This window comes from Vibrio penaeicida (assembly GCF_030689305.1).
Classification (GTDB): Bacteria; Pseudomonadota; Gammaproteobacteria; order Enterobacterales; family Vibrionaceae; genus Vibrio; species Vibrio penaeicida_B.
The window spans coordinates 362,923-382,507 of the sequence record NZ_JAUYVM010000003.1 but is presented as its reverse complement, the minus strand read 5'-3'; the positions used below and the strand labels follow the sequence as shown (position 1 = coordinate 382,507).

The window sequence follows — 19,585 nt, the reverse complement described above, 5'->3', positions numbered from 1 at the left end:
GATTTTTTTCAAACTAATGAGAATTAATGAACAAAGGCAATATTATAACTCAATGATATGTAGACGCTTATTCCATAACCAAACATTTATTTAATCTATTTTCTGTTTAGTCTTTCATTCTTTGCTACTTTAGTTAATAGAAAAATAAAAAATGCGGCTTTATCTTTTATGGAGAAAAGACAATGGGTTTGGACAATATTTCCATTTCAAAAAAATTATCAATATCGCCAGCCGTTCTGATCGCCATCTTAATCGCTGTTGCAGTAGTGAGCTCGAATTTGCTAAATGGATTATCACAAGATATGAATAAGATATCTTTTGATTTAGCACCGGATACTGAGCTAGCAGCAGAAGTTACAGATAGTGTTTACGGACTGCGGTTAACCGTTAAGAACTTTATAAAAACAGGGAAACCTGAGTTTGTTGAAAAATTCAATCAACAAGCTGCTCTTTGGACTGAAGACATGACACGCTCTTACAAGGAAATTCAAAATCCTACTCGAGTGAAAATGTTGAAATCGATTGATGAGATGAAGTCTGTTTACTTATCGACGTTTACCGGGACGGTTGTAACTAACATGAACAACCGAAACGAGTTGGTGAATGGAACACTAAATGCAAATGGTCCTCAAATTGAGCGCAAGCTAACAAAAGTTATGGATACCGCAAAGCGCGATGGAGATGTTGTTGCTGCATACCATGCTGGTAGAGCGATACGTGCACTTTTGCTTTCACGTCTTTACGTATCGAAATTCTTGGTAGAGAACCAACCCGCTCAGGTTGAGCGCTTTAACAAGGAGTTTGATGCATCAGAGAAAGAAATTAACACCTTGTTGGGTACGTTAGAAAACCCTGAAAGACGTCAATTAACGTCTGAAGCAAAACAGTTGCTCACCCAATACGAAACAGCGGCAAACAGTGTTGTCAACATGATTTACGACCGTAATGAAGGTATCAAAACACTGGATACCGTAGGACCTAAAATCGCTACGGCGATTGCGGAGTTACGTGCATCAATCAGTGGATCAATGCGAGAAGCGGCCAATGAGGCGAAAGCCAATACCGAAACCTCTACATCATTCCTGTTTATGATTGTGGGCGTTGCGATTATCGTCGGTATTTTTGTCTCATTCTTTGTCACAAAAGCCATTACGAGTAAAATCCAATCCACTAATGATGTGTTAAGTGATATTGCTCAGGGTGAAGGCGACCTGACCATTCGTATCCCAGTTGCTGGTACCGATGAACTTGCTAAGCTGGCGACAAATTACAATATCTTCGCAGAGAAACTTCAGAAGACAGTTGGGCAATTAAATACTGCGTCTTCTAGCATGCTATCGTCAGCACAGGAATTAACAGTCAAAGCCAGCGGCACTCAACAAGAAGTCCGCGAGCAGCAATCTCAGGCGCAACTTGCAGCGTCGGCAATGACTCAAATGTCTGCCAGTGCTCAAGAAGTCAGCAACAGTGCACTACAAGCTGCTGAATTGTCTCAATCGACAGCCGATGCGGCAACACAAGGTACTCAAGTTGTTGTGAACGCAGCAACTGCCATGCAGAGCTTGTCTCAGCAAATATCCGATGCCAGTGACACGGTAGAGCAAGTTCGCTCTGACAGTGAACAAATTGGTACGGTTCTGGATGTTATTCGAAGCATCGCAGAACAAACTAACTTGTTGGCATTGAATGCCGCGATTGAGGCAGCACGTGCCGGTGAGCAAGGGCGTGGGTTTGCGGTCGTAGCTGATGAAGTTCGCTCATTGGCATCGAGAACTCAAGAATCAACAGAGGAAATTCAAAATATCATCGTTAGCTTGCAGCAACGCTCAGAAAGCGCTAGCCAAGCAATGACGAAGAGTCGTTCTAACGCTGAAGAAACCGCAGCACAAGTGCAGTCAGCCGAAGAAGCGTTAACGTCAATTGATGGATTTATTGCTCAAATCAACGACTCGATTGGATTGATTTCAAGTGCGGCGGGTCAACAGGCAACCGCGGCGGATGAAGTTGCCATCAACGTGAATACCATGTCCGATATCTCAGACAAGACAATGTCTCAATCTATTGAGACTACTGAGTCTGCTGAAAGCTTGAACCAAGTTGGTAACCAAGTGAGCAAGATACTCGGTCAGTTCCGAGTGTAATAGAAATCGAGTAGTTCTCCATAATCGAACTCTCTACAAAGTAGCCGTGTTCGTATAAAAACAAGAGCGAGACCGTTTACACGGCTCGCTCTTTTTATGATTTCGATTATGGTTACGATGATTATGGTTACGATGTTAGTTATAGACCGTAAAGCAGACAAGATGCACTGCTAATAGGACGTATAATTATTGAAGCTTATAAAACACCGTCGATAGCGGTGGAATACTCAACAATAAAGAGTCATCTAAGCCTTCACTAACAACACGTTCAGTTTCTGCCGACTCATAAACTTTAAAGCCGCTGCCGCTGTAGGCAACATCATCCGTATTCAAAAGCAACATGTACGTTCCGCGGTTTGGCACACCCAATCGGAAACGTTCATGTGGCACGGGTGTAAAATTACTAATTATGAGTATACGGTCGCCATTTTCAGCAATACGCTCGTGAGCCAATACACTCGCTTCTTTCGCATCTTGCAAGCGCCACTCAAAACCATTCGGGTGACTGTCTTGATCGTGTAATGCTTTTTCATTGCGATACAGGAAATTTAAATCACGCGTGAGGTCTCGAACGCCTTGGTGCCGCTCAAAATCAAGTAAAAACCACTGCAATTGATCATCGTGATTCCACTCCGCGGTCTGACCAAACTCTGCCCCCATAAAATTCAATTTCTTACCCGGTTGAGCATACATATACCCCATGTAAGCTCTCAGGTTTGCGGTTTGCTGCCATTCATCACCGGGCATCTTGTTATGGATTGAACCTTTGCCATAAACTACTTCATCATGAGAAAGCGACAACACATAGTTCTCACTGTGCGCGTACACAAGTGGGAAGGTGATGGTGTCGTGATGGTATTTTCGATGGACGGGATCTTCTTTTATGTAAGAGAGGCTGTCGTGCATCCAACCCATATTCCATTTAAACCCAAAGCCAAGCCCTCCCATAAAGGTTGGCGCAGATACACCAGGGAATGCCGTTGACTCTTCTGCGATGGTCATCGCGTTCGGGAAATGTCGGTAGACCTCTTCATTCATCCATTTAAGAGTCGCGATAGCTTCGTAGTTCTCGTTTCCTCCATCAATGTTAGGTACCCATTGGTCGTGACTGCGAGAGTAATCTAAGTAGATCATTGAAGCGACTGCATCCACTCGGATTCCATCGATGTGGAACTGTTCAAACCAATACAGAGCATTCGAGACCAAGAAACGGCGGACATGCTCTTGCCCCATATCATAGATAAATGAATTCCAATCCTGATGCCAGCCACGCCGCGGATCGGGGTCGTGGAAAAGTGGCGTACCATCAAAGTTTGCCAACCCATGATCGTCCGATGGGAAGTGCGCAGGTACCCAATCGAGTATCACGCCAATTTCCGCCTGATGGCACTGATCAACAAAGTACTTAAAGTCATCTGGTGATCCAAAGCGACTCGTCGGTGCAAACAAGCCAACAGGTTGATAGCCCCAAGAACCGTAAAATGGGTGTTCTGAAACAGGCATCAATTCAACATGGGTATATCCCAAATCTTTAAGGTAAGGAATCAGATGCTCGGCTAATTCTCGGTAATTGAGGAAATCACCGTTTTCATTGCGCTTCCATGAACCAGCATGTAGCTCGTAAAAAGAAAGGGCTTCTTTACGTTTTTCTGTGACTGGACGCTCTTGCCATGCGCTATCTGCCCAGTCGTATCGCTGGTGATTGTACGTCAGTGAAGCAAACGACGGATGTTGTTCTGAATGAAATCCCCATGGATCCGCTTTATGAGGTAAACCTTCCCCGTCTGGTCCTTTCATTTCAAATTTGTATTGAGTGCCTTCCGGTAGATCGGGAACAAACAACCCCCAAATTCCATAATCCAACTTCTGTAATGGGCTTCTACGCCCGTCCCAATGGTTAAATGCACCGATAATACTGACTGCTGAAGCATGTGGGGCATAAACTAAAAACCGAGTACCACTCACTTTTTCACTACCACGATTCATGGTAACGAATTGCGCTCCCATCTGTTGGTACATTTGCTTGGGGGTATGCAAATCATCGTATTCGGTGTAGAGCCCATGATATTGATAAGGGTCATCAACAATCTGCTCTGTACCCGACCAATCGACAGCCAAGCGATAATGAATGTGTGTTAAATCTAGATCACCTTTTAGAATGAAGCCGCTCGCTTCCTCTCTTTCGAGATCAAGGCGAGTATTGTCGTCTAATACCAACTGAACATTGTCTGCACCCGGAATCCAGATTCTTAACGCGATACCACTTTCTTGACTGTAAGGACCTAGAAAAGAAAATGGATCGGAAAATGCAGCTTGAGAAAGTTGGGCATAGGCGCGTTTAGGTTGTCTTTTTTTATTCAATGCCTTGTCCCCTAAGAACGTTGTTAGCTAAATAATAATTATTGAAATATTTGATGTTTGATCTTTATAAGCAGAGTCCGAACCCTGCACCAGTTCATTTTTAACCAGTACAGGTTTTATATAGACACTTTTATCTTCAATTCAGTCTATCATCTCAACTTAAAAATGAAATCATTTGCATAAAAAGGTCTAAGCTCAATTTTTCCTAAGTGCCGTTAATTGCTCGGCTAGACTGTGAATGTTGTCGTTAGAAAAAATATTATCCAAATTAACTGAAAGCTTTCGGCGCCAGTTGGGATATTCATCAACAGTACCAGGAATGTTGACTGGGTTATCCATCTCTAACCAATCTTCTAATTGCACGCTAAATAACGCACTGTTACCCGCAGCTAAATGTAACTGAAGAGCTTCACTTAAGTGCCTATCCATTGGAACGGTTGCTGCATCCCGACCGATGCCTTCTGGCAGATATCCGTGCCAAGCGACACTGTTAAGAATCTCTTGCTTGCTTCTTAGCCTATCGTCAAACAGCTTATTTAACTGTGCTTCGTCCGGGTACAGCCCGAGTTCTTGCCCAAGCTTTAGGTCGTCACAATGCCAAAAGCCTTTCAAAGTCGGCATATCGTGCGTACAAAGTGCCGACATAGACTGCTGTGAATAATGCTTTGGAGAGTAATAACCACCATCTTCGGCTACTTCAAAAAAGAACACTTTATAAGAATGAATGCCCGCGTCGGAAAGTAACTCGACAATTTCATCTGGCACAGTACCTAAGTCTTCACCAATGACTGAACACTTGTAACGATGGCTTTCAAGTGCCAGCAAAGCAAGAAGCTCTTTTACTGGGTAGTAAATATAAGCACCTTCAGATGCATTCTCACCCTTCGGTACCCACCAAAGGCGAAGTAACCCTAAAACGTGATCAATTCGCAATGCTCCACAGTGATTCATATTCGCTCGAATCAAATCGATAAATGGCTTGTACGACCTTGCTTGAAGCTCCTGTGGATTGAGAGGCGGTAGACCCCAATTCTGACCCAGTGGCCCTAGAATATCTGGTGGCGCGCCAATGCTCACATCCTGACACAGCTCTCCAGTATCCGCCCACGTTTCTGAACCCGCATCGGAAACCCCAACCGCTAAGTCTCTGTACAACCCTATTTGCATGCCTTTTTCTTCAGCCAATAGCTGAGCTTCTTGGATCTGACTATCCGCAATCCATTGCAAATACAGATATAGCTGAATGGAATCTTCCTCATCAACAATAAACTTGCGTACCGATGGGCTATGATATTTCTGGTACTTTTCAGGGAATACCGGCCAGCCCCAAATATCATCATATTGCTCGCGCAAGTGAGCATGCAATGCATCGAATGTCGCTTGTTGCAGTAAGCTTTGTCCGCCGTTATCAACAAACCGCATGAACTCTGACGCTCTATCGGTATTGTTATCTAAATGCCGACGTTTAAATTCTTGGTAGAGTGTCGGTAGTACACTCATTTTCAGAGCAGACACTTCACTGTAATTCACCCAGTGGGATTCTCGTGCTTGGTGTAGACGCTGTTGAAACTCAGAACTGCCCACTCGGGCTTGTGCTTCCTTACTCAATGCAAATTCAGGGACGGAACTTACATCGATATACAGTATGTTTAACCAACGTCGAGATGAGGGACTATAAGGGCTTGCTCCTTCTGGATTTGCAGGAAACAAGGAATGTATTGGGTTGAGCCCAATGAAATCCCCTCCTCTTTCTGCTACTTCTCCAACAAGTTGCTTTAAGTCTCCAAAGTCACCCATGCCCCAGTTATGGGATGTGCGTAAGGTGTATAACTGAATGCTCGGTCCCCACATTTTTTCATCACACAGCAGGGGTTCTTGTTTGTAGCAGCTTTTAGGGGCGATGACTAACGTCATTTCATAAGGCGCTTTTCGGCGCTTACGCGTTAATGTAAGTTTGTGGTATCCCCAAGGAAGGTTATTAGGTAAAGAAAAGGTAAGTGGTCCGCCTGCTTTGCGGCGATCACTCACTATCTGAGATTGCAGGTAACCTTCAAGTACATCACCTTCTTCAGTCTCTAGACGCCAACTGAATTCGCTTTCGCGCGCACTCGCCCCAAGGTGCAAATCTACATGTACATCTTCATCATCCGTCAGTACCAGTATGGATTGTAAAACGGGCTTCTTGTGTTTTTTCTCGGCCGATTTTAGCAGCGCTTTATCATTCGAAACGTCGTAACCCAGGGACGACAGTAAATATTCGACAGTTGCCGCGGAGACGTCTGTTTCTTCTCCCATGGCATTAATGTAGTGTTCCGAAATATTTGCCATAGAAGCAACGTGTTTTATTGCTTCTGGTGTGGTCTTACTTACTTCTTTCATATCGTTCTCCGAAGGTCGACGTTCCCTACCTTCCTGTGTTTCTGACGCAAAAGAGGGGAATGGCTTCACCAAATTCACCCACTTCTGCTTATCAAAACTAGCCAACTGAGCCCTTAATCTTTACCTAGGGGCGTTTTACCTATTACTGACGCTTAACCGCTTTCAGTTTCCAAATGTTGTTCACGTAGTCACGGATACTTCTATCCGAGCTAAATTTCCCAACCAAAGCGGTATTGATAATGGCTTTTCTCGCCCAACCTTGTTGGTCTCTGTACTGGGCATCCATATCTTCATGTGCTTTTACGTAGGACGCAAAATCAGCCAGAACCAAGTATGGATCCCCCCCGTCTAACAAGCTCTCGTAGGTAGCGGCTAAACGGCCAGGTTTCCCCGGTGTGAATTCTTCGCCAAGCAGGAGATCGAGCGATGCTTTCAGAAGGTGGTCGGCATGGTAATAATCATACGGGTTATAGCCTTTCTCACGCAGAGCCGTTACTTCATCCACTTCTAAGCCGAAGATGTAAATGTTGTCGTCTCCAACTTCTTCTCGAATCTCGACGTTTGCACCATCCATGGTTCCAATAGTCAGCGCACCATTCAGCGCGAGTTTCATGTTACCTGTACCGGATGCTTCTTTACCTGCCGTAGAGATTTGCTCCGATACATCCGCTGCAGGGATAATGATTTCCGCCATGCTGACGCGATAATCAGGCATAAACACGACTTTCAGTTTGTGATTGACACGCTCATCACTGTTGATTTTCTCTGCCACTTTGTTGATGGCATAAATAATTTCTTTAGCTAGGTGGTAACCTGGCGCGGCTTTGGCGGCAAAGAAAACAACACGAGGTACCATGTCAAACGAAGGCTCGTTAAGTAGCCTGTGATACAGAGATAGAATGTGAAGCAAGTTTAGATGCTGACGTTTATATTCATGTAGGCGTTTGATTTGGACATCAAATATGGCATTGGAATCTAACTCAATATCCATGTTGTCTTTGACCCAGTTCGCCAAGCGCTGCTTGTTCTCTTGTTTCACACGCATGAAATCTGCTTGGAACTCAGTATCTGTCGCAAACGACTCAATTTTTCTTAGTTCATCTAAGTCCGCGATCCAATCCTCACCTATTTTGCTGGTGATAAGGTTCGAAAGCTCAGGGTTACAAAACTTCAACCAACGCCTTGGCGTTACGCCATTGGTTACGTTCTGTAATCGCGTAGGGAACATTTCATGAAATTCCGGGAACAGATCTTTCTTAACTAGGGAAGAGTGAAGCGCTGCTACCCCGTTGACAGCATAGGCTCCAACAACGCACAAATTCGCCATTCGCACCATTCGGTGAGTTCCTTCTTCAATAATGGAAAGCTTGCGCATCTTATCGACATCACCAGGCCATTTCTCTTTCACTTCAAGAAGGAATAAGTGGTTAATTTGGTAAATGATCTCCATATGGCGTGGAAGTAAACGCTGAAGCAATGCTTCACTCCATGTTTCCAACGCTTCCGGTAGCAACGTATGGTTGGTGTACGCAAAGGTGCTAGAACATATCTGCCATGCTGCATCCCACTCATAATTGTGCTCATCGATTAAAATGCGCATCAATTCTGGGATAGCGACCGTTGGGTGCGTGTCGTTTAACTGAATGGTTTCGTATTCTGGGAGCTTCTCAAGGGCGTGGCCATTGGCTTTATGGCGACGTAGAATATCCGCCATTGAACAACGCACATGAAAGTATTGCTGCATTAAGCGCAGCGTTTTCCCTTTTTCGTGGTTGTCGTTCGGGTACAGCACTTTTGTTACGTTACCGGCATCAATAAGAGCATGCTGCGCTTCGAAATAGTCACCGTTGTTAAAGCTTGCCAAGCTGAATGGCGCAATGGCGCGGCATTCCCACAGTCTCAGTGGGTAAACGGTTCGACTTTGATAACCCACAATTGGCATGTCCCACGGCATCCCTTGAACAAACATGCCCGGTTTCCAGCGGCGTTTTTCTACACCTGCATCATTGAGGTACGTCTCGACAAACCCGTAAAATCCGGCTTGTTGAGCAAATTCTGGTCTCGCGATTTCCCACGGATATCCCTCGACACCTGCCCACGCATCTGGCGCTTCTTTTTGGTGGCATTCTTCAAACGATTGGCGAAATAACCCATATTCGTAGTGAAGACCATAGCCAACCGTTGGGTACTGTTGGGCGGCACAAGAGTCCATAAAGCAAGCAGCCAAACGCCCTAAGCCACCATTTCCTAAGGCTGGGTCCCGTTCTTCTTCGAGAATGTCTGTTAGGTTCTGACCTAACTCTTTTACAGCTTCATCGACAGCTTCATACAACCCCATACTAATTAGGTTGTTGCCCGTTAATCGACCAATAAGGAATTCAAGGGATAGATAGTTGACGCTTCTCGCGTTTTTGATATTTGGATCGTTTTCGGTTTCAAGCAAGTCGAAGGTTGTAAGCTCAGCCAACGCACGACCTGTTGCTAAATACCAAGCTCTTTCAGACGCGTTTTCAATGGTTGTTGCATAAGTTGCTGCCAAATGTTTTTTTACGGACTGTTTGAACTCTTCTTTATTAAAATTCTTTTGTTTTTCTATATTTGATTGCTTATTAGGCTTCATTTGGAATTCTCATTGTTGGTTCTCCATAACCCCAAACCACCTTATGCGATAGACTACCAAACGCAGTTGACTCTTATTAGGCAAGCCATTAACGGACGAAAACTCAGCACAAAAAGCATACTTGGGACGATAACCAAGCGGTGAATAAGCTTTGAGAAACAAGCCAGTAATATCGATTCTGGTGTTCATGCTCACAGCAAATATCGTTTTGAGCTGCACCTAACGAAATAAGTGCAGCCATCGAACAAAAACCGCTTGGGTAGCATGTCTATGTTCCGCGTAATAAAGGATGAAAACATCATCCTGATTAGGGGATGAGAAGGAGGAGGAAAGAGGGCGTAGGGTTGAGAAATGCATCAACGTGGTGAGCTATCACTCAAATGTCGCACAGCATAAACGCCTAAGGTGATCAAACTCATATTTTTTTTGCAACACAAGTAATCGGGTCGGAAATACAATGACGATATTCAGGTTTTAAGCCTAACGATGCCCGCTACTGCACTATAAGTGGGCAAGACAATTTGTTTATGCCCGCCCGAAACTTGTGTTTTCTTAGCCTAATTTCCATTCTGACGCATGAATCAACGAGACTCACATCACACTTTTAGGGCGTAGGCGTATCCATTATTAGCCGCAAACCCGGATTTAAGAGATCGATCAATGTAGGTGAGAACGGCTCCTCGTAGTATCCAAGCTAGAATTCACCAATAACTAGAAGTATAACCATGTGGATCCCTTCTAAGCTTACTCGTCCTAAACGCCTACACAACGCTATTCTCAGACCAAGAGTGCTAGAGCTACTCAAACAAGCGCCCTTCTGTAAACTGATATTGTTTCGCTCACCCGCTGGATATGGGAAGACCACCATGGCAGCGCAATGGCTGACTGAGCAGTCTAATGTAGGGTGGTTCAGTATTGACGATACGGATAACGAAACTTTCCGGTTTGTTAACTATTTTTTACGAGCACTCAATAACGCGACAGGTAACGCCTGTAAAAAGTCTCTCGCTCTGGCTGAAAAAAGACAGTTTTCTTCGCTCAAATCTTTATTCAGTGAACTCTTTTCTGAAATAAGCCAAACCACCGATACCTGCTATTTGGTGCTGGATGATTATCACTGCATCGTCAATGAAGAGATTCACGACGGGTTACGATTTTTCCTAAAACATTTGCCTGAAAACATCACCTTAGTTGTCACTAGCCGTGCTCTTCCTCCGTTAGGCGCTGCTAACTTGCGCGTTCGCGATTTGATGATTGAAGTCGATAACGAGTCGCTGGCATTTGATAAAGATGAAACCACCCGGTTCTTTAACTTAAGAGTCACCGACGGTATTGATGATTCTACCGCAGATATGCTTTGCCAATACGTAGAAGGTTGGCCCTCTGCCCTTCAACTTTTTGCTTTACAAGCACAGCATCAAAAAAGGACGCTAATTCAATCCGCGGCAACCATATCGGATTTCAATCATAGTCATCTTTGGGATTATCTCGTTGAAGAAGTGTTCGACTTGTTAGATTCAGAAACAAGGCATTTTTTAATGCAATGTTCGGTATTCGATATGTTTAACGACGCACTCGCGGTTCAAGTAACAGGCAGAGAAGACTCGTTGAGTATGATAGAAAGCCTTAACCGGTTTGGTTTGTTCATATATCCTTTAGAAGGTGAACAAAACTGGTATCGCTTCCACAATTTATTCGGCGAATTCCTCGCACATGAAAGGCAAACTCACTTACCGAATCAAGACGCCTCTCTTCATCACGCAGCAGCAAAGGCTTGGCTGCATCACCAGAACTCCGATCAAGCACTTAATCACGCCTTAAAATCGAAAGACGGCGATCTCGTGATTCATATTTTAAATGAGCACGGGTGGGCAATGTTCAACAAAGGGGAGCTCGCATTATTGGAGCGTGCTTTAGAGTTTTTGCCTGTCGACCAGCGATTCAGTCAGCCAAGCTTAGCACTGTTGCGAGCGTGGATAGCTCAAAGTCAGCACCAATACGACAGAGTCGGAGCATTGCTGGACGAAGCGGGTAAGCAACTCGCTCTCAAAGAACTAGAGCTAACGAATAACGACCAAGGGCAAGTAAACGCTTTATTGGCTCAGGTTGCTATTAATCAAAATGAACCAGAACGTGCACAGCAATTAGCGGAACTTGCGCTTAGCCAACTCAACACCACCACTTACCGTAGCCGCATTGTTGCGACGTCAGTCATGGGAGAAGTCAACCATGTTTTGGGGCATTTGGATCGTGCTCTGCCTTTGATGCAGCAAACGGAAAAGCTGGCTCGCCAATACCAAATAGTCCCTCAAGCACTGTGGGCGCTATTGCAACAAAGCGAAATTCTGATCGCACAAGGGCTTGTACAATCAGCTTACGAAGTCCAAGACAAAGCATTCCGCTTAGTGCAAGAACAGCATTTAAACCAACTTCCTCTCCATGAATTTCTGCTTCGAATTCGTGCTCAAGTACTTTGGGGATGGAACAAGCTAGACGAGGCAGAAGATTGCGCATTCCGTGGTCTGGATGTTCTTGGAAAGCACGATCAAAGCAACCATTTATTTGGCTACTCTATGCTAGCTCGTATCGCCATCGGTCGCGGAGAATTGGATAAAGCAGCACGCTACGTTGAACAAATTCAGCACCTAATCCAACATTCGGACTATCACATAGATTGGAGTGCCAACGCATCACTTTCATTGTTGCTGTATTGGCAAGCTAAGGGGATGTCGTCAGAAATTGAACATTGGTTAGGTACAGTTCAACGCCCCACTGCCGCGCGAAATCACTTCAGCCAGCTCCAATGGCGCAATATTTGCCGAGCTTACCTCAGCTTAAATATGGTAGAGCAAGCTAAAGAAACCATGGCATTTTTGCAAAATGAAGCCATTAGCGCTTGTTTGGTCACCGATCAAAATAGAAACCTCGTATTGGAAGCTAATATTCATATCTTAATGGACGAACAAGAAAAAGCAGAAGATGCACTGGAAAAAGCAATGAAACTGACCTTGCAAACAGGCTTTATAGGTTATTACTTAGTTGATGGAGAACGACTGCTTAGCCCACTGACAAACTTGTTGGCTAAAGCCAGCGTTGGGGATATTGAAAAGCATCGCATTCAACAGTTGATCAAAGAGATAAGCAATAAACATCGTAATCGCTCAGTCCATTTTGATGAACAGCTGATCGAGAAGTTAGTCAATCACCCTGACGTACCAGAATTGGTCAAAACCAGCCCGTTAACTCAAAGAGAATGGCAGGTTCTTGGGTTAATATATGCAGGGTTAAGTAACGAGCAAATTTCTCATGAGCTGGATGTTGCAGGCACCACCATCAAGACCCACATTCGAAACTTGTATCAAAAATTGGCTATTGCAAATAGAAAGGAAGCAGTAGAAACTGCCGAAAATCTTCTTCACCTAATGGGTTACGTCTAGAGCGTACGGCGAAAAGCTAATATGTATGACCTCAAGATACTTTGGGTATAGCTTGAATGGTCGCTCACACAACAGACATGGAGGTCTGATGTTAATCGAATGGCACTCCGATCGCCTCTGGTACTGGGATACCAAAACCCGTCATTTCGGCATAACCAACATACATAGAATGTTTGTTTTAAAAAGAGATGATGGGATGTTGATAGTAATCAACCCAGTAGAGTTAACCACTCAGCTGCAACTGTCCCTTTCTGAGATCGGTATGGTAGGTCAGGTAATAGTATCATCACCAAGCTACCATTATGCGCTGTCGGAATGGTGGTTGGCGTATTCGGACGCGTATTTTCTAGCAACCCCAACCGTCATTCAAACGCGCTCCGATCTTAATTTCGATGACGCGCTGTCATCATCAACGCATCCTTTTCTTAAAGGAGAAGTATTTCAAGCTTCTATACTTGGTTCTAATCAGCCGAGGAAAGTTCTGTTCTGTGACCCTGTCAGTCGTACTCTATTGCTACCTGATATATTGGTTATGTCTCAACCTCAACTCCCCTTAAGCCAGCGGCTCTACGCGGTTTTAAATGGCGCATCTTACGCGATGAGCTTACCAGTATGGAATAGAGTGCAAATTAACAAGACTTCGTTATTGAGAGTATCAGTACAAGAGGTTTTAACTTGGCCAGCGGATCATATATTGTCGAGCACTGGTTTAATCAAAAAAGGTGGGGCGAAAGAAGCAATTTATAATGCGTATCGTTGGGCATTTAAGAATATCTAATTTCCTATAATTCACTCACCTTTATAAGCCCCAAAGAAACCACTTCTATAATATAAATTTGTGATCGAAATCTAATTGTCATATTCGGCTCTTTTGAGCCACAAAACACATTTATGCCATATAATTTGCATTATGCAAATCCCATTTTGCAAATCGATGCAAAATGTAAAACAAAACGCATATTATATTGATTGAATTGTCAGGCGTTGCACGTGTTTTATTGACCATTATCACATAAAGGCGGCACAATGATTCCATTGAGCATACAAGAGAAATATCTTTAATTTACAACGATTTATATTGAATAGAGTAAACGGCAGGTAAAAAAATAGCCAACCGCAAATGGCGATTGGCTTATATTTTTTGTGAACAAATCGGGTTCACTAACAACGTCAGTTGGCTAGGTGACCCTCGGCTTTAATAAGGGTCACTAGTAATATTGCAATGGGTGTGCCAACTTTTGTCATTATTTTCAAATGCGCTCAAATCAAGTAAAAAGAAACGCAGAATTAGTACAACATAATGGTCGGAAATCTACCTTAAAATGGTTGTATCTTATCAAGAAAGACCTAACACCGATGGGTCACTCGAGTATGAATAAGTTGTTACTTTCATTCAAAAGCATTCTATATCATAATCGCCCCACCTTTTATCGAAGAAAATGAACGAGTTTAATGAATCTTTTGAAAACCTTTTTTAAAGGTATTGCCATGGGCGCGGCCGATGTCGTACCTGGTGTGTCAGGTGGTACCATCGCCTTCATCACGGGAATTTACGATACCTTGTTAGAAAGTATCCGTCGTGTTAACCCATCTATTATAGGCATATGGCGAAAAGAAGGCTTTAAGGCTGCCTTTGAACACATCAACGGCTTGTTTCTTATTACTCTGTTTAGTGGGATCATCTTAAGTATCCTTACGCTAGCAAAACTGATTTCGTGGTTGCTGGTTACCCACCCAATTCCGCTTTGGTCGTTCTTTTTTGGCCTGATTCTTATTTCCGTTGTTCATGTTCTTAAGCAAGTCGAAAAGAAGAATGTCGTAACCGGTCTCTTTTTACTGTTAGGCGTCGGTTTTGCTTACACCATCACCGTGTTAAGCCCGTTACAAATGGCTGATACAAGCTTGAATATCTTCATCGCAGGTATGATTGCTATTTGTGCGATGATCCTTCCCGGAATCTCAGGCAGTTTTATTCTTCTTCTTTTAGGCATGTACGCCCCTATTCTTGCGGCAGCAAAAGGGCTACAGATCGACGTATTGATGCTATTTATGCTTGGTTGTGTTGTAGGCATACTCAGCTTCTCGCATGTACTATCTTGGCTTCTGAAGCGTTTCCGAGACTTCACGCTCACTTTCCTAACCGGTTTGATGCTAGGAACATTGCCCAAAATTTGGCCATGGAAAGAAACCATTTCTTGGCGTACCAATTCTAAGGGCGAGCAAGTTCCTCTCGTACAACACAACTTGTCGCCATTTGAATTTGAAACGGTGATTCAGCAGCCTTCTCAATTAACTCTTGCCATTATTATGATGGTCGCGGGTATTGGATTGGTTTGGGGATTGGAAAAGTTTGGTTCTCGTTCCGAGTAAACGCATCAGAAAAATCGCAGACCCTGTTCGAAAATACAACACAAAGGAGCCTACAAATTGGCTCCTTTGTTTTTGGAGACTCATCAACAACCTGCCATCAAACAGCAGTCACACTCTGACTTAAAAACCGTTACGCATACTGCGCTATGTGCTAGCATTCCCATGTTTATAAATTAGTGATTTATCTTAGAAAATGTTGCAAAAATTATTACCTGTTACATTCATATTTTTAGCGCTTCTAGCGGGTTACTTTACCCCAAGTTTATTAGACGCAATGCAATCAGATACTCAAGCTGTCGATCTAGATGATTACTGCATGCTTTCGACCACGCCTTGTAAAAGTGGTGATACGACCATTGTGATGGAGCATGATTCAACACAACCTTTGGAGCCTACTCGAGTATTCGTCGTGTGGCCAGAAAGCCAAGCTCAATCTTTAACGTTAGAAATGGAAGGATTGGAGATGGATATGGGGGTCGTGAAGTTTCGCCTCGAAGGTCAAGGAAACGGTCACTATGAAGGTGAACTCATGTTGCCAGTTTGCACCATAGATACGATGACATGGTATGGACAACTGAGTGATGGACAAAAAGAAGTTCAAACGGCATTAAAAATGAGGACGATACATGAATAAGAATTGGGCTCTAGCACTCGTTGTTGCATTCGCTCTTGGTATTTCAGTGAAGATGTATTTCGACCAACAAAGTGCCTTACCTCTTGCTAGTGAAAGTAGCAGCGCGCCAGTGACTTTATTCGGTGCCGACAACACACCTGTCAACTTGAACGATCTCGCCGACTCCAGAGTACGGGTGATTTATTTTGGTTTTACGCGATGTCCTGATGTGTGCCCGACTTCTCTCGCCATGATGGCTGGTGCACTTAATCAGCTCGAAGATGAACAAAGAATGCAATTTCGCCCAATGTTCATATCGCTTGATCCTGAGCGTGATGCGCCTGAACTCGCCAGTGAATATGCTGCCTATTTTCATAAAGATATCGAGGGACTGTCTGCGCCACTCGATACAACCAAGCCTCTTGCAAGTAAGTACGGTGTCATCTTCCGGAAAACGGAACTTGCTGACTCTGCCTTGCAATACACCTTGGATCACAGCTCTTACTTTTACTTTTTGAAGCCCGATGGAAGCTTAATTACTAAGGTTCCGCATGCGCTTTCACCGGCTCCGGTTTTAGCCGCGATGAAAGATATTCTTACAACACAAAATAACCAAGGATAACAACATGAAACGTAAAGCTCTTCTACTTGCCGCTCTAACATTAGCCCCTATTGTTGGCGCAGCTCACCATGAATCAAAAGGTCTAATGATTCACGAGCCTTATGTCCGTGCAACTCCACCTAATGCACCAACCAGTGCCGCATTCATGCATATCATGAACAGTTCTGATAAAGATCGTGCGATTGTTTCAGCCACAACACCTGCTGCGGGTCGTGTGGAACTTCACACTGTGATTACTGAAGGCGACGTAATGAAAATGCGTCAGGTCGATACGATCGAAATTCCAGCAAATGGTGACGTATCATTAAAGCCTGGCGGATTGCATATTATGCTTTTCGACCTGAAAGAAGCGTTGAAAGAAGGCGAATCTGTCGACATTAATTTAACGTTCGCAAACGGCGATAAAAAAACCGTAAAAGCGCCAATCAAAAAAGTCATGTCTGGAATGAAGCACAAGCATAACCACTAAGTTGCTCATTAACATTTATTGAGTATAATACCAGCGAAGAATCTAGCCTCTATTGTCATACTGGATTCTTCGCAATTGGTCTGGCTGTACATAGCCATTCCAATCGAATAAACCGCCTATAAGGAGTCAACATGATTGTATTAAAAAACCGCCCGGCAAAAGAAATCGTTACTCGCTAGCAACCCAATTTTCTTACCAGCGAATCCCTTTCTATTGCCCGGTGTATCTAAACCGGGGTCTCGCGTCTAACTCGACGCAAATCTAAACGAATTTCGACCCCAATACTTTTTATGTATTGCGCATTTCTGTGCGCGTTGTCTGGGGAAGACAAATGAATTCTAGTTTCACTTTGCCACAACTTGGTTGGCAACCTTACTTTCAACAACAACTGACGTTAGAAGATTACGAACACCACCATATTGCACGTGTTTCTGCGCACCATCGCTCCCAATATGAGCTTTGGACCGAACAAGGCAAAGTAGCACTACCCATCACCTCCAAACTGCCAGAGTTAACCGTTGGTGATTGGATTTTGCTAGATGGAAATGGACGTTTCTCTCGTCACCTAGAACGCTCCACACTCATATCACGCAAAGCCGCGGGCAGTAAGTTACAAGAGCAGCACATTGCAGCGAATTTGGATACGTTACTTATCGTCAGCTCATTGAATGACGATTTTAATCTCAGCCGAGTCGAGCGTTATTTAACCCTAGCGAAAGAGAGCAATATTCAATCTGTCATTGTTTTAACTAAATCTGACCAGTGTGAAAATACCGACGATTTCATTGAACAAGTACAAGCGATAGATCCACTTCTACCTGTGATTAGCATTAATGGGTTGGATATCGACAGCGTCGATCAGATCAAGCCTTGGTGTAAATCTGGAACAACGACGGGTGTTATCGGCTCTTCTGGCGTTGGTAAGTCCACTCTTATCAATACTCTGACTCAAAGCGAGTTACAAAAAACCGGAGGGATAAGAGAAGACGACGATAAAGGACGCCATACCACCACGTCTCGCTCAATGCACATTATCCCCGATGGAGGGTTAATTTTAGACACGCCCGGAATGCGTGAGCTGCAACTCCCGGACTGTTCACAAGGCGTAAGCAGCACCTTCTCCGACATTGAAACGCTGGCACTCGAATGTCGATTTGGAGACTGCCAACATGAGTCTGAGCCAGGTTGTGCTGTTAAAAAAGCCATAGATGAAGGCAACTTAGAGGAGCGGCGTTTGAAAAACTATTTCAAGCTTTTGCGAGAGCAAGCCCGAAATGGCGCAAGCCTCGCCGAGCAAAAGCAGAAATATAAGTCTCTGACTAAGATGTATCGGGATGTTCAAAGCCACCGAAGGAATATAAAGTCATCTGACTAGCGTCAATTTAATAGCTCTGTAAATCAGTAAAAGAGATGGTTTCAAATTTCTTCATTGAAGGCGAGCCTATGGTTCGCATTTGAAACCTCTCTTTTTATTCGAATAACCCTCAGATTTAGCGGCGGCTACCATTACGCACTTCACTTTTCATCTGGACGAAGTGTAAGCACTTCATACCCTGTATCCGTCACTAAAACGGTATGCTCCCACTGAGCGGACAGCTTTCTGTCTTTGGTCACAACGGTCCAACCGTCCGATTTAAGCTTAGTTCTGTGCGTTCCCTGATTCACCATAGGCTCTATTGTGAACGTCATGCCCGCTTTGAGTTTGACGCCAGCACCTTGTCGCCCGTAATGGAGCACATGCGGCTCTTCATGCATTTCTTTGCCTATGCCATGCCCACAATACTCACGCACGATACTGTATCCATGGGTTTCGGCATGCTTTTGAATGGCATAGCCTACATCCCCAAGTGTCGCTCCGGGCTTAACCGCCCGAATCCCTTGCCACATAGCGTCGTAGGTTGCTTGAACCAATTGTCGAGCTTGTGGTGACGCTTCTGGCATAACGTACATTTTACTGGAATCGGCAATGTAGCCGTTTTTTTCTAGCGTTATGTCAATGTTAACGATGTCGCTATTTTTGAGAATATCTCGTTCATCGGGAATGCCGTGGCACACCACATGGTTTATCGAACTGTTCAGCGCGTATTGATAATCATACTGCCCAATGCTTGCTGGGCGTGCTTTCAGCTCTTCAAAAATATATTCTTCTACCCACTCGTTAATATCAAATGTGTTCACTCCTGGCTCTATCTTGGCATTCAAGTAGGTAAAGACCTGAGCTAACAAACGACCTGATTCTCTCATCCATTCGATCTCTTGAGCAGACTTAATCGGCACCTTATTCATTCGCTGCCTCTTTCTGAGCCAAAGGCACGCTTTTCATCTGCTCTAGAATCAACTCTTGAAACGTTTTGGTTGGGTTCAGCTCGGCCAAGCGCCCCATTTTTATCCAAAACTCAGCTTGAGCATTTATCGAGCGATTCATCACACTGCTGAATTGACGTATCTCTTCATGCAGCTCATCCCCAATTTTCACAATTCCCATAAATATACTCTTTGAATACGAATAATATATGAAGTATATGCGAATCATATATTATGTAAACCTATGTATATAAAAAATGCGCTGTATA

At 44.0% G+C, this 19,585-nt stretch carries 13 protein-coding genes; 8 read left to right on the top strand and 5 right to left on the bottom strand.

Annotation, left to right across the window (positions count from 1 at the left end; translation table 11 throughout):
• Positions 1-302: 302 nt before the first annotated feature.
• Positions 303-2,141 carry a methyl-accepting chemotaxis protein gene (locus Q8W40_RS07680; protein ID WP_305396605.1) on the top strand — a complete coding sequence of 613 codons (1,839 nt, stop codon included), beginning with the start codon at positions 303-305 and terminating at the stop codon, positions 2,139-2,141.
• Between the two features lie 186 nt (positions 2,142-2,327).
• Here the strand turns inward: Q8W40_RS07680 and glgB are convergent, their stop codons facing one another.
• The 3 genes from glgB to Q8W40_RS07665 form a co-directional block, all read right to left on the bottom strand.
• Entirely contained in the window at positions 2,328-4,502 is a 2,175-nt protein-coding gene (gene glgB / locus Q8W40_RS07675) for a 1,4-alpha-glucan branching protein GlgB (RefSeq protein ID WP_305396604.1), read from the bottom strand.
• Positions 4,503-4,697: 195 nt separating this feature from the next.
• Positions 4,698-6,881, bottom strand: coding sequence for a 4-alpha-glucanotransferase (malQ, locus tag Q8W40_RS07670; RefSeq protein WP_305396603.1), 2,184 nt, complete (start codon positions 6,879-6,881; stop codon positions 4,698-4,700).
• Positions 6,882-7,023: 142 nt separating this feature from the next.
• The gene (locus tag Q8W40_RS07665) at positions 7,024-9,501 is read right to left on the bottom strand and encodes a glycogen/starch/alpha-glucan phosphorylase (RefSeq protein ID WP_305396602.1); all 2,478 of its coding nucleotides are present in this window, start codon (positions 9,499-9,501) and stop codon (positions 7,024-7,026) included.
• Positions 9,502-10,226: 725 nt separating this feature from the next.
• Between Q8W40_RS07665 and malT the strand changes: the two genes are divergently transcribed.
• From malT to rsgA, 7 genes are all read left to right on the top strand, one after another.
• Positions 10,227-12,938, top strand: coding sequence for an HTH-type transcriptional regulator MalT (malT, locus tag Q8W40_RS07660; RefSeq protein ID WP_305396601.1), 2,712 nt, complete (start codon positions 10,227-10,229; stop codon positions 12,936-12,938).
• Between the two features lie 88 nt (positions 12,939-13,026).
• On the top strand, positions 13,027-13,716 hold the full coding sequence (locus tag Q8W40_RS07655) for a hypothetical protein (RefSeq protein WP_305396600.1): 690 nt from the start codon (positions 13,027-13,029) through the stop codon (positions 13,714-13,716).
• Positions 13,717-14,390: 674 nt separating this feature from the next.
• Positions 14,391-15,308 carry a DUF368 domain-containing protein gene (locus Q8W40_RS07650; protein WP_101110064.1) on the top strand — a complete coding sequence of 306 codons (918 nt, stop codon included), beginning with the start codon at positions 14,391-14,393 and terminating at the stop codon, positions 15,306-15,308.
• A 193-nt stretch (positions 15,309-15,501) separates the two neighbouring features.
• Positions 15,502-15,942, top strand: a complete 441-nt coding sequence (locus Q8W40_RS07645; protein ID WP_104401711.1) for a hypothetical protein — start codon at positions 15,502-15,504, stop codon at positions 15,940-15,942.
• A complete protein-coding gene (locus tag Q8W40_RS07640) occupies positions 15,935-16,543 on the top strand; it encodes an SCO family protein (protein WP_305396599.1) in 609 nt (202 codons plus the stop codon). The genes Q8W40_RS07645 and Q8W40_RS07640 overlap by 8 nt, the downstream gene beginning before the upstream one ends.
• A gap of 4 nt (positions 16,544-16,547) precedes the next feature.
• Positions 16,548-17,012 carry a copper chaperone PCu(A)C gene (locus tag Q8W40_RS07635; protein WP_305396598.1) on the top strand — a complete coding sequence of 155 codons (465 nt, stop codon included), beginning with the start codon at positions 16,548-16,550 and terminating at the stop codon, positions 17,010-17,012.
• Positions 17,013-17,343: 331 nt separating this feature from the next.
• Positions 17,344-18,387, top strand: a complete 1,044-nt coding sequence (gene rsgA / locus Q8W40_RS07630; RefSeq protein ID WP_305396597.1) for a ribosome small subunit-dependent GTPase A — start codon at positions 17,344-17,346, stop codon at positions 18,385-18,387.
• 140 nt (positions 18,388-18,527) lie between these two features.
• On the opposite strand, the gene map is transcribed toward rsgA, so the two are convergent.
• A complete protein-coding gene (gene map, locus Q8W40_RS07625; RefSeq protein ID WP_305396596.1) occupies positions 18,528-19,298 on the bottom strand; it encodes a type I methionyl aminopeptidase in 771 nt (256 codons plus the stop codon).
• Complete coding sequence (locus tag Q8W40_RS07620) at positions 19,291-19,497, bottom strand: ParD-like family protein (RefSeq protein ID WP_104401706.1); 207 nt, start codon at positions 19,495-19,497, stop codon at positions 19,291-19,293. The genes map and Q8W40_RS07620 overlap by 8 nt, the downstream gene beginning before the upstream one ends.
• Positions 19,498-19,585: the final 88 nt, after the last annotated feature.

Excerpts from the sequence above, each read along its gene's own strand:
- malT (WP_305396601.1), top strand. The coding sequence starts at position 10,227 with ATGTGGATCCCTTCTAAGCTTACTCGTCCTAAACGCCTACACAACGCT.
- map (WP_305396596.1), bottom strand. The coding sequence starts at position 19,298 with ATGAATAAGGTGCCGATTAAGTCTGCTCAAGAGATCGAATGGATGAGA.
- Q8W40_RS07635 (WP_305396598.1), top strand. The coding sequence starts at position 16,548 with ATGAAACGTAAAGCTCTTCTACTTGCCGCTCTAACATTAGCCCCTATT.
- Q8W40_RS07645 (WP_104401711.1), top strand. The coding sequence starts at position 15,502 with ATGTTGCAAAAATTATTACCTGTTACATTCATATTTTTAGCGCTTCTA.
- Q8W40_RS07620 (WP_104401706.1), bottom strand. The coding sequence starts at position 19,497 with ATGGGAATTGTGAAAATTGGGGATGAGCTGCATGAAGAGATACGTCAA.
- Q8W40_RS07680 (WP_305396605.1), top strand. The coding sequence starts at position 303 with ATGAATAAGATATCTTTTGATTTAGCACCGGATACTGAGCTAGCAGCA.
- Q8W40_RS07640 (WP_305396599.1), top strand. The coding sequence starts at position 15,935 with ATGAATAAGAATTGGGCTCTAGCACTCGTTGTTGCATTCGCTCTTGGT.
- Q8W40_RS07665 (WP_305396602.1), bottom strand. The coding sequence starts at position 9,501 with ATGAAGCCTAATAAGCAATCAAATATAGAAAAACAAAAGAATTTTAAT.
- Q8W40_RS07650 (WP_101110064.1), top strand. The coding sequence starts at position 14,391 with ATGAATCTTTTGAAAACCTTTTTTAAAGGTATTGCCATGGGCGCGGCC.
- rsgA (WP_305396597.1), top strand. The coding sequence starts at position 17,344 with ATGAATTCTAGTTTCACTTTGCCACAACTTGGTTGGCAACCTTACTTT.
- malQ (WP_305396603.1), bottom strand. The coding sequence starts at position 6,881 with ATGAAAGAAGTAAGTAAGACCACACCAGAAGCAATAAAACACGTTGCT.
- Q8W40_RS07655 (WP_305396600.1), top strand. The coding sequence starts at position 13,027 with ATGTTAATCGAATGGCACTCCGATCGCCTCTGGTACTGGGATACCAAA.